The sequence below is a fragment of the Mesorhizobium sp. LHD-90 genome, assembly GCF_030929505.1.
In the GTDB taxonomy this organism is placed as follows: domain Bacteria; phylum Pseudomonadota; class Alphaproteobacteria; order Rhizobiales; family Rhizobiaceae; genus Kumtagia.
Genome location: NZ_JAVFVV010000008.1, coordinates 283,991 through 291,506, shown reverse-complemented (window position 1 = coordinate 291,506; position 7,516 = coordinate 283,991). Strand labels below are relative to the sequence as shown.

The following is a 7,516-nucleotide window of genomic DNA, read 5'->3' as shown; positions in this document are numbered from 1 at the left end:
AAGCCGCTCGTCCATGACACAAGTCTCTCGCCATCCCATCGCCGGTCCTCCCGGCGGACAAGAAAACTGTCACCCATGCTTCAGGTCCATTCTGTTACCTATCTATCAGGGTCGGACACTTCGCAGCCATCTCCCCCTCAAGGAGGGAGAAAAGGCAGCGCCATGAAACACCGCCTCTACCTTTTCGACACCACGTTGCGCGACGGCCAACAGACGCCTGGCATCGACTTTTCGGTGGAGGACAAGATCGCGATCTCGGCTATGCTCGACGAGTTCGGCGTCGACTATGTCGAGGGCGGCTATCCCGGCGCCAACCCGACCGACACGGCCTTTTTCGCGCAAAACCGAACCCGGCGCGCCAAATTCGTCGCCTTCGGCATGACCAAACGCGTCGGCGTCTCGGCCTCAAACGATCCCGGCCTCGCCGCCCTGCTGCAGGCCGAGTCGGACGCCATCTGCTTCGTCGCAAAAAGCTGGGACTATCACGTACGCTTGGCGCTCGGCTGCACCAACGAAGAAAATCTCGACGCCATTCGCGCCTCGGTCGAAGCTGCCCGCGGGGCGGGCAAGGAAGCCCTGGTCGACTGCGAGCATTTTTACGATGGTTTCAAGGCCAATCCCGACTACGCGCTGGCCTGCGCCAAAGCCGCCTTCGAGGCCGGTGCGCGCTGGGTCGTGCTGTGCGACACCAATGGCGGCACGCAGCCCTCAGAAATCCGCGATATCGTCGGCAAAGTGATCGCCGCCGGCATCCCCGGCGAAAATCTTGGCATCCACGCCCATGACGACACCGGCCAGGCGGTGGCGAATTCGCTGGCGGCGGTGGAGGCCGGCGTGCGCCAGGTGCAGGGTACGCTGAACGGCATCGGCGAGCGCTGCGGCAACGCCAATCTCGTCACGCTGATCCCGACGCTGATGCTGAAACCAGCCTATGCCGACCGCTTCGACACCGGCATTTCGGCCGAGGCGCTGGCAGGCATCTCGCGCCTGTCGCGCAATTTCGACGAGCTGCTCAACCGCGCGCCGGAGGCGCAGGCGCCCTATGTCGGCGCTTCGGCCTTCGCCACCAAGGCCGGGATCCATGCCTCGGCGCTGGTCAAGGAGCCGCAGACCTACGAGCACGTGCCGCCGGACAAGGTCGGCAACCGCAGAAAAATCATGGTGTCCGACCAGGGCGGCAAGGCGAATTTCATCGCCGAACTGAAACGGCGCGGCATCGACGTGCCGCGCGACGATTCGAGGCTGGACGCGCTGATTGCCGTGGTCAAGGAGCGCGAGGCGGAGGGTTATGCCTATGAGGGCGCCGACGCCAGTTTCGAGTTGCTGGCCCGCAGGATGCTGCACACCGTGCCGGAGTTCTTCCGCGTCACCTCCTTCCGCTGCATGGTCGAGCGCCGTTTCGACGCCAACGGCCATCTGAAGACGGTGTCCGAGGCAATCGTGAAGGTCCTCATCGACGGCGAGGAGCGCATGTCAGTGGCCGAGGGCCACGGCCCGGTCAATGCGCTCGACATCGCGCTCAGAAAGGATTTGGGAAAATTCCAGCACGAGATCGGCGACCTCGAGCTTGCCGACTTCAAGGTGCGTATCCTCAATGGCGGTACCGAGGCGATCACCCGCGTGCTGATCGAATCCCACGATACCTCCGGCGCGCGCTGGTGGACGGTAGGCGTTTCGGAAAACATCATCGACGCCTCATTCCAGGCGCTGATGGATTCCATCGTCTTCAAGCTGATGAAGAACCGCGACATGGCCGGGCTGGTGGCGGCGGAGTAGATCCGCCGTCTCCTGCTGGCATAAGCGAAAGTCCACCGACGATCAGAAGTTTGCATTGGTCGTCGGCCTGCCTTTGGCCCATATGGCGGCCATGACCACGCTGCCTCTTGACGCCGCTTCCGGCGACGACGCCCGCCGCGGGTTCCTCTTCGCGCTCTCGGCCTATCTCTTTTGGGGCGTGCTGCCCTTCTACATGAAGGCAGTGGGCCATATCCCGGCGGCAGAGGTCGTCGCCCACCGCATCGTCTGGTCGGTGCCGATCGCCGGCGTGGTGCTTTACCTGCTCGGCCGCACCGCCGACATCAAACACGCGCTGCGCTCGCCGCGCATGCTGGCCATGGGTGCGCTGACCGCGGCGGTGATCACCTTCAACTGGGGCATCTATGTCTGGGCGATCGGCAACGGCCGCACCCTGGAAACTGCGCTCGGCTATTACATCAACCCCCTGTTCAGTATCTTTCTGGCCGCCGTGCTGCTCGGCGAAAAGCCGAGCAAGGCGCAGATGGTGGCGATCGGGCTGGCGGCGCTGGCGGTCGTCATTCTCACCTGGGAGACCGGCGGCCTGCCCTGGGTGTCGCTGGCGCTGGCGATAAGCTGGGGTTTCTACGCGCTGTTCAAGAAGACGCTGCCGATCGGCCCGGCGCAGGGCTTTTTCCTCGAAGTGCTGCTGCTTGCCGTGCCGGCGCTGGCCTACATCGTCTATCTGCAGGCGCGCGGCGAGGGCCATTTCGCCACCGGCGCGGCAGTCGATTTCTGGCTGCTCTTGTCCGCCGGCCTTGTCACCGCCGTGCCACTGATCCTATACGCCAACGGCGCGAAGCTCCTAAAGCTGTCGACCATCGGCATCATGCAATACATCGCGCCGACCATCGTATTCCTCATTGCCGTCTTCGTCTTCCGCGAGCCGTTCACGCCGGAAACCGCGGTCGCCTTCCTGTTCATCTGGGCGGCCCTTGCCATCTACAGCGGCTCGATGTTTTTTGCCCGCAAGGATACCGGTCAACGCTGAGGGGGTTGCCCATGTACACGCTGCACATCGCCAACAAGAATTATTCGTCCTGGTCGCTGCGGCCTTGGCTGCTGATGCGTATGCTGGAGATTCCCTTCGACGAGCACCAGGTACCGTTCCCGACTGGGTCGAGCTTCGAACTCTACCGGCCTTTCTCGCCGAGCGGGCGGGTGCCCTGCCTGACGGATGGCGAAACCGCGGTGTGGGATTCGCTGGCAATCGTCGAATATCTCGCCGAACGCCACCCCGGCGTCTGGCCGGCCGATCCGGGGGCCCGCGCCTGGGCACGCTCGGCCGCCGCCGAGATGCATTCCAGCTTCACGGCCCTGCGCAACGACTGCCCGATGAACTGCGCCGTGCGGGTCGCGCCGAAGGAAAAGTCGGAGGCGCTGAAGTTCGACCTGTTCCGCCTCGCCGACCTCTGGAGCGATGGTTTTGGGCGTTTCGGCGGGCCGTTCCTTGCCGGCGAAAAGTTCACCGCCGTCGATGCCTTCTTCGCGCCGGTGGCGTTCCGCGCGCAATCCTACGGTCTGACCTTCGACGGCGCAGCAGAAAAATATCCGGCGCGGCTGCTCGATCTTGCGCCGATGCAAGAATGGTATGAGACCGGGATCGCCGAGCCGTGGATCGAGGAGAACCACGAGGCCGAAGTTCGCGCCGCCGGCAAGATCGTGCGGGATCTTCGTGCAGCGGTGTAGCGGGCCCTTACATCCCGTCTCCCAGCCGCCGGACGAAAAGCAGCGTCGCCGCCGCGACGCCGAGCGACAGAACCGTCACCACCCAGAAGCCGGAACCAAATTCCAGGAAGGGTAACCCGCCGACATTCATGCCGAACAGGCCGGAGATGATGGTCATCGGCAACAGCACGGCGGTCATCACCGACAACATGTAGAGCAGCCGGTTGGACTGCGCCGACAGTTTTGCCATCAACTCGTCCTGCAGCAGCCTGGCGCGCGCCTGAAGCTGCTCGCTGTCGTGATGTACGATGAAGGCATGGTGCGACAGCCGTGCGGTCATATCGGTCAGCGGCTCGGACAGGTCGTGACGGTGGGCGTGGTCGAGATGCTTGAACAGCCCGGTCAGGCTGGCCATCTGCCGGTGGATGACGACCAGCTTTCGCCGCACGTCGACAAGCGACTGGCGCTCATTGTGCCATGCGTCGCAGACGATGCGGTCCTCGATGCCGTCGAGCTGGTCGGTGATCTCGGCCAGCTCGGCGCTGATGCCGTCGAGCGACTGGTTCATCACCGCCTCGATCAGGTCGGCGGGCTGGCGGAACGGCCGCGTGCGCTTGTCGATCATCTTGCGGATCGCGTCGACCGAGCGCAGCGGCTGTTTTCGCGCCCCGATCAGCATTTTTTCGTCGAAGGCGAAGCGGAAATGGCCGCGCCCGCGCGCCTCCTTGGAATAGTCGTGGCGCAAATCCGGCAGGTCGCCGTAAAGCCAGTTGTCCTCAAGATCGATATGGCAGTTGAAGCCCGAGCTCAGGAACGCCTCGCGCACCGACTCGGGCAGGGCGCTTTCCGCTGCGATCTCGTTGCGGGCGCGGGCATCGCTGATGTGATAGCTGCGCCATGACCAGGCGGCCGCGCTAGCATCCTTGGTGGCAAAACCGTTCGCGTCGAACAGATAGACGAAGAACAGCCCGTGCTCGTCCGGCGTGGCGGCGGCCAGCAAATCCTCGCGCTGGTCGGCGGAGCGTGTTTCAGGTCGCGCGATGTCGTCCATGGGTGTCTGTCCGTGGGCGTAAGCTGCCGATCCTTACACCAAGGCGCCAATCGGCACCATGACAGGGCGAGAGGGCTCACATCTTCTCGATGACCGCCTTTTCGCCCTCGCTTGGCGTGCCGGCATTGGCGGCCTCGATCAAAATGCCCGGCACGATCGCTTCGATCTTGTCGATCACCAGCGGCTGCACGAGATGGCCGGTATGGATAAAACCCTCGGAGCGCATATGGTCCATCAGCGCCAGCATCGGCTGCCAGAAGCCGCCGACATTGGCGAAGACGATCGGCTTGCGGTGATGGCCGAGTTGGCTCCAGGTCATGATCTCGACGATCTCCTCGACCGTGCCGATGCCGCCTGGCAGCGCCACGAAGGCGTCGGATTCCTGAAACATCCGGTGTTTACGCTCATGCATGTTTTCGGTGACGACGAGGTCGTCGAGCTTTCCGAGACCCGCTGCGGTGGCTTCGCGGTTGAGCAGGAAGCGCGGGATGATGCCGGTCACCTTGCCCCCGGCGCGAAGCGCACCCTCGGCGACCGCGCCCATGATACCCTTGGTGCCGCCGCCATAGACGAGGCGCAGCCCCGCCTCGGCCAGCGACCGCCCGAGCGCATGGCCGGCCTTCAGATAGAGGTCGCTGCGGCCGGGTGAGGAGCCGCAATAGACGCAGACGGATCGAATCGTATTCATGCGTGATTGGTGAGTGCGCGGGCCGTCCCGGTCAAGCGGAGAAAAGGGCATTTCCTTGTAGCTGCCGCCAAAACACGCTAGACCGCGCATCGAGGTCCGTTTTTCGCGAGTCTGGCTGAAGCCGGCGGGCGGGCCTTAGGCGGCAAACGGACTCAGTAAAAGGGCCGGGCCGAGGGGATGGGCGGTTTGCGGATCGTGTGGCGGGCGTGGGCGTGCATGAGTACGCGGGCCGGCAGCGCCGCTGGCGGCGGCCCGGCACCGCCTGTTACAACGATTGCTAAGGGCGTACGGACATATGGCACTTACTCCGGTCAAGGTACTGCTGTTTCTGGCTGGCGGAACGACCGCCGTCGGCGGAACCGCCTATGTCGCCGGCGTTTTCGATCCGTTCCTGAATCCCCAGATTCCTCAAGCCGCCACCGCCGCGTCGGATACCCAAAAACTGGCGGCGCTGCCGGACGCGCAGGCGCCGGCTGCCCAGTCTGACACGCCGAAACCGGCCGACGGGACGCCCACGGCCGAGGCGTCGAAGCCGCCGGCTGGCGCCGAGAAGCCTCAACAGCAGGCGGCCCTTTCGCCCGCCGCGGATCAGCCGAAGATCGGCGCGGCCGAGCCGCGGGCCGCCGCTGAAACGCTGCCACAGCCGGCTGTCGAGGCGCCCGCCTTCGACCTGGTGCGTGTCGAGGCGGACGGGTCGATCGTCATTGCCGGCCATGCCGCGCCCAACGCCAAGGTGGACGCCATCATCGGCTCGCGTGTCATCGGCTCGGCCGTCGCCGGTCCCGGCGGCGATTTTGCCATCGTGCTCGACGAGCCGCTGGCGCCGGGCGATTATCAGATCGTGCTGCGTTCCACCGCGCCCGGCAACGTCGTCGCCATGTCGACGGAGACGGCGACCGTCGCCGTGCCCGAAACGCCGGAAGGCCAGGTGCTTGCGCTGGTCGAGGAGCCGGGAAAACCCTCCGAACTGATCACCGTGCCCGAGCCGAAGCAGCCCGGCGCCGAGACGCAGGCCGCGGCCAAGCCGCCCGGAACCGACACTGGCGGCGGCAAATCGGAACCCGCGCAAGAGCCGGCTGCAGGCACGGCCTCGCCGCAACCCGCCGCCGGCGCTACGGGAGAGCTGGCCGCGGGCGGGGCCAAGGATGCGCCTGGCGCCACGGCCGAAAATCAGGGCGGGACGCCGGACGGAAAGGCGGCGGGCGGCGAACAGGCGGTCGCCGCGGCAACACCAAATGAGTCTCTGGCGAAGTCGGCGCAGGAGCAGGCGGCGGACGGGCCGAAAATCGCAGTCGAAGCCGTCGAGATCGAGGGTCGTCGCATTTTCGTTGCCGGCTCGGCCGATCCGGGGCGTGTAGTGCGCGCCTATGCCAACGAGATACTTCTGGGCGACGCCACGACTTCGCAGGCCGGGCGCTTCCTGGTCGAGGCCGAGCGCGACCTGCCGGTCGGCGACTACATCATCCGCGTCGACGCGCTCGGTCAGGACGGCGCCAAGGTGATCGCGCGCGCGGCCGTGCCGTTCGAGCGCGAGGCGGGCGAGAATGTTGCCGCGGTCGCCGCGCTGGGCGAGCCGCAGCCCGCGGAGTCCGAGCCTGCCGCGCCGGCAGGTGAGGGGGGCGCCGCAGGCACGCAGCCGCGCCTCGGCAACGCCGACACCGCGCAGGCACCCGCCGCAGAAGCGCAGGCGGGGCAGGGCGTGAGCCAGACTGCCAGTGCCGCCGCGCCGGCCCAGCCGGCTGCGCCCGCTGCCGACAAACCGGCCGAAATCGCCGCCGCGCAGCCGTCGACCGATGCCCCAGCGACGCCTGGCATCGCACCCAAGCCGGCGGACGCCGCAGCCATCGCTCCCAAACCGGCGGATCCCGCTCCCGCCACCACTGAGACACCCGCGGCGGCCGCGCCCGGGCCGGCGACTGCCCAGCCCGCGCCCGCAGGCGGAGCCGAGACCGCCGCCGCGCCTGCCGACGCACTCTCACCAAAACTGCAGAATGTCGGCGGCTCCGTCATCATCCGCCGCGGCGATTCGCTTTGGCGGATCTCTCGGCGCGTCTATGGTCACGGCCTGCGCTACTCCACCATCTATCTCGCCAACCAGCATCAGATCGACGACCCGGACCGCATCTATCCTGGCCAGGTGTTCGCAGTGCCGACCAAGACCGAGAGGGGCGAGGAAGCCGACATGACCAGGCTTGGCGAACAGGCGGTATCGCCGGTGGTGCGGCAATAGGCCGGTCGCACGTTCGGTCCGACCTTGTTCCGCTGGTACGGCTGTCTGTCCATCCGGCATCCGTTTGACGGGGACGGCAGGGCTT

At 66.1% G+C, this 7,516-nt stretch carries 6 protein-coding genes; 4 read left to right on the top strand and 2 right to left on the bottom strand.

Annotated elements, in window-relative coordinates:
• Positions 1–162 precede the first annotated feature (162 nt).
• From cimA to RB623_RS13870, 3 genes are all read left to right on the top strand, one after another.
• The gene (gene cimA, locus RB623_RS13880; protein ID WP_308057433.1) at positions 163–1,776 is read left to right on the top strand and encodes a citramalate synthase; all 1,614 of its coding nucleotides are present in this window, start codon (positions 163–165) and stop codon (positions 1,774–1,776) included.
• An 82-nt stretch (positions 1,777–1,858) separates the two neighbouring features.
• Positions 1,859–2,785: an EamA family transporter RarD gene (gene rarD, locus RB623_RS13875; protein WP_308057447.1), complete on the top strand. Its 927-nt coding sequence runs from the start codon at positions 1,859–1,861 to the stop codon at positions 2,783–2,785.
• Between the two features lie 11 nt (positions 2,786–2,796).
• Positions 2,797–3,483, top strand: a complete 687-nt coding sequence (locus tag RB623_RS13870; protein WP_308057432.1) for a glutathione S-transferase family protein — start codon at positions 2,797–2,799, stop codon at positions 3,481–3,483.
• A gap of 7 nt (positions 3,484–3,490) precedes the next feature.
• Here RB623_RS13870 and RB623_RS13865 read toward each other — a convergent pair whose 3' ends face one another.
• Entirely contained in the window at positions 3,491–4,513 is a 1,023-nt protein-coding gene (locus RB623_RS13865) for a CorA family divalent cation transporter (RefSeq protein WP_308057431.1), read from the bottom strand.
• Between the two features lie 76 nt (positions 4,514–4,589).
• Entirely contained in the window at positions 4,590–5,201 is a 612-nt protein-coding gene (locus RB623_RS13860) for a TIGR00730 family Rossman fold protein (protein ID WP_308057430.1), read from the bottom strand.
• 295 nt (positions 5,202–5,496) lie between these two features.
• On the opposite strand from RB623_RS13860, the gene RB623_RS13855 reads away from it, so the two are divergent.
• The gene (locus RB623_RS13855; protein WP_308057429.1) at positions 5,497–7,431 is read left to right on the top strand and encodes a LysM peptidoglycan-binding domain-containing protein; all 1,935 of its coding nucleotides are present in this window, start codon (positions 5,497–5,499) and stop codon (positions 7,429–7,431) included.
• The last annotated feature ends 85 nt before the right edge of the window (positions 7,432–7,516 follow it).

Coding starts and splice junctions, on each gene's coding strand:
- RB623_RS13855 (WP_308057429.1), top strand. CDS start 5,497: ATGGCACTTACTCCGGTCAAGGTACTGCTGTTTCTGGCTGGCGGAACG.
- RB623_RS13860 (WP_308057430.1), bottom strand. CDS start 5,201: ATGAATACGATTCGATCCGTCTGCGTCTATTGCGGCTCCTCACCCGGC.
- RB623_RS13865 (WP_308057431.1), bottom strand. CDS start 4,513: ATGGACGACATCGCGCGACCTGAAACACGCTCCGCCGACCAGCGCGAG.
- rarD (WP_308057447.1), top strand. CDS start 1,859: ATGGCGGCCATGACCACGCTGCCTCTTGACGCCGCTTCCGGCGACGAC.
- cimA (WP_308057433.1), top strand. CDS start 163: ATGAAACACCGCCTCTACCTTTTCGACACCACGTTGCGCGACGGCCAA.
- RB623_RS13870 (WP_308057432.1), top strand. CDS start 2,797: ATGTACACGCTGCACATCGCCAACAAGAATTATTCGTCCTGGTCGCTG.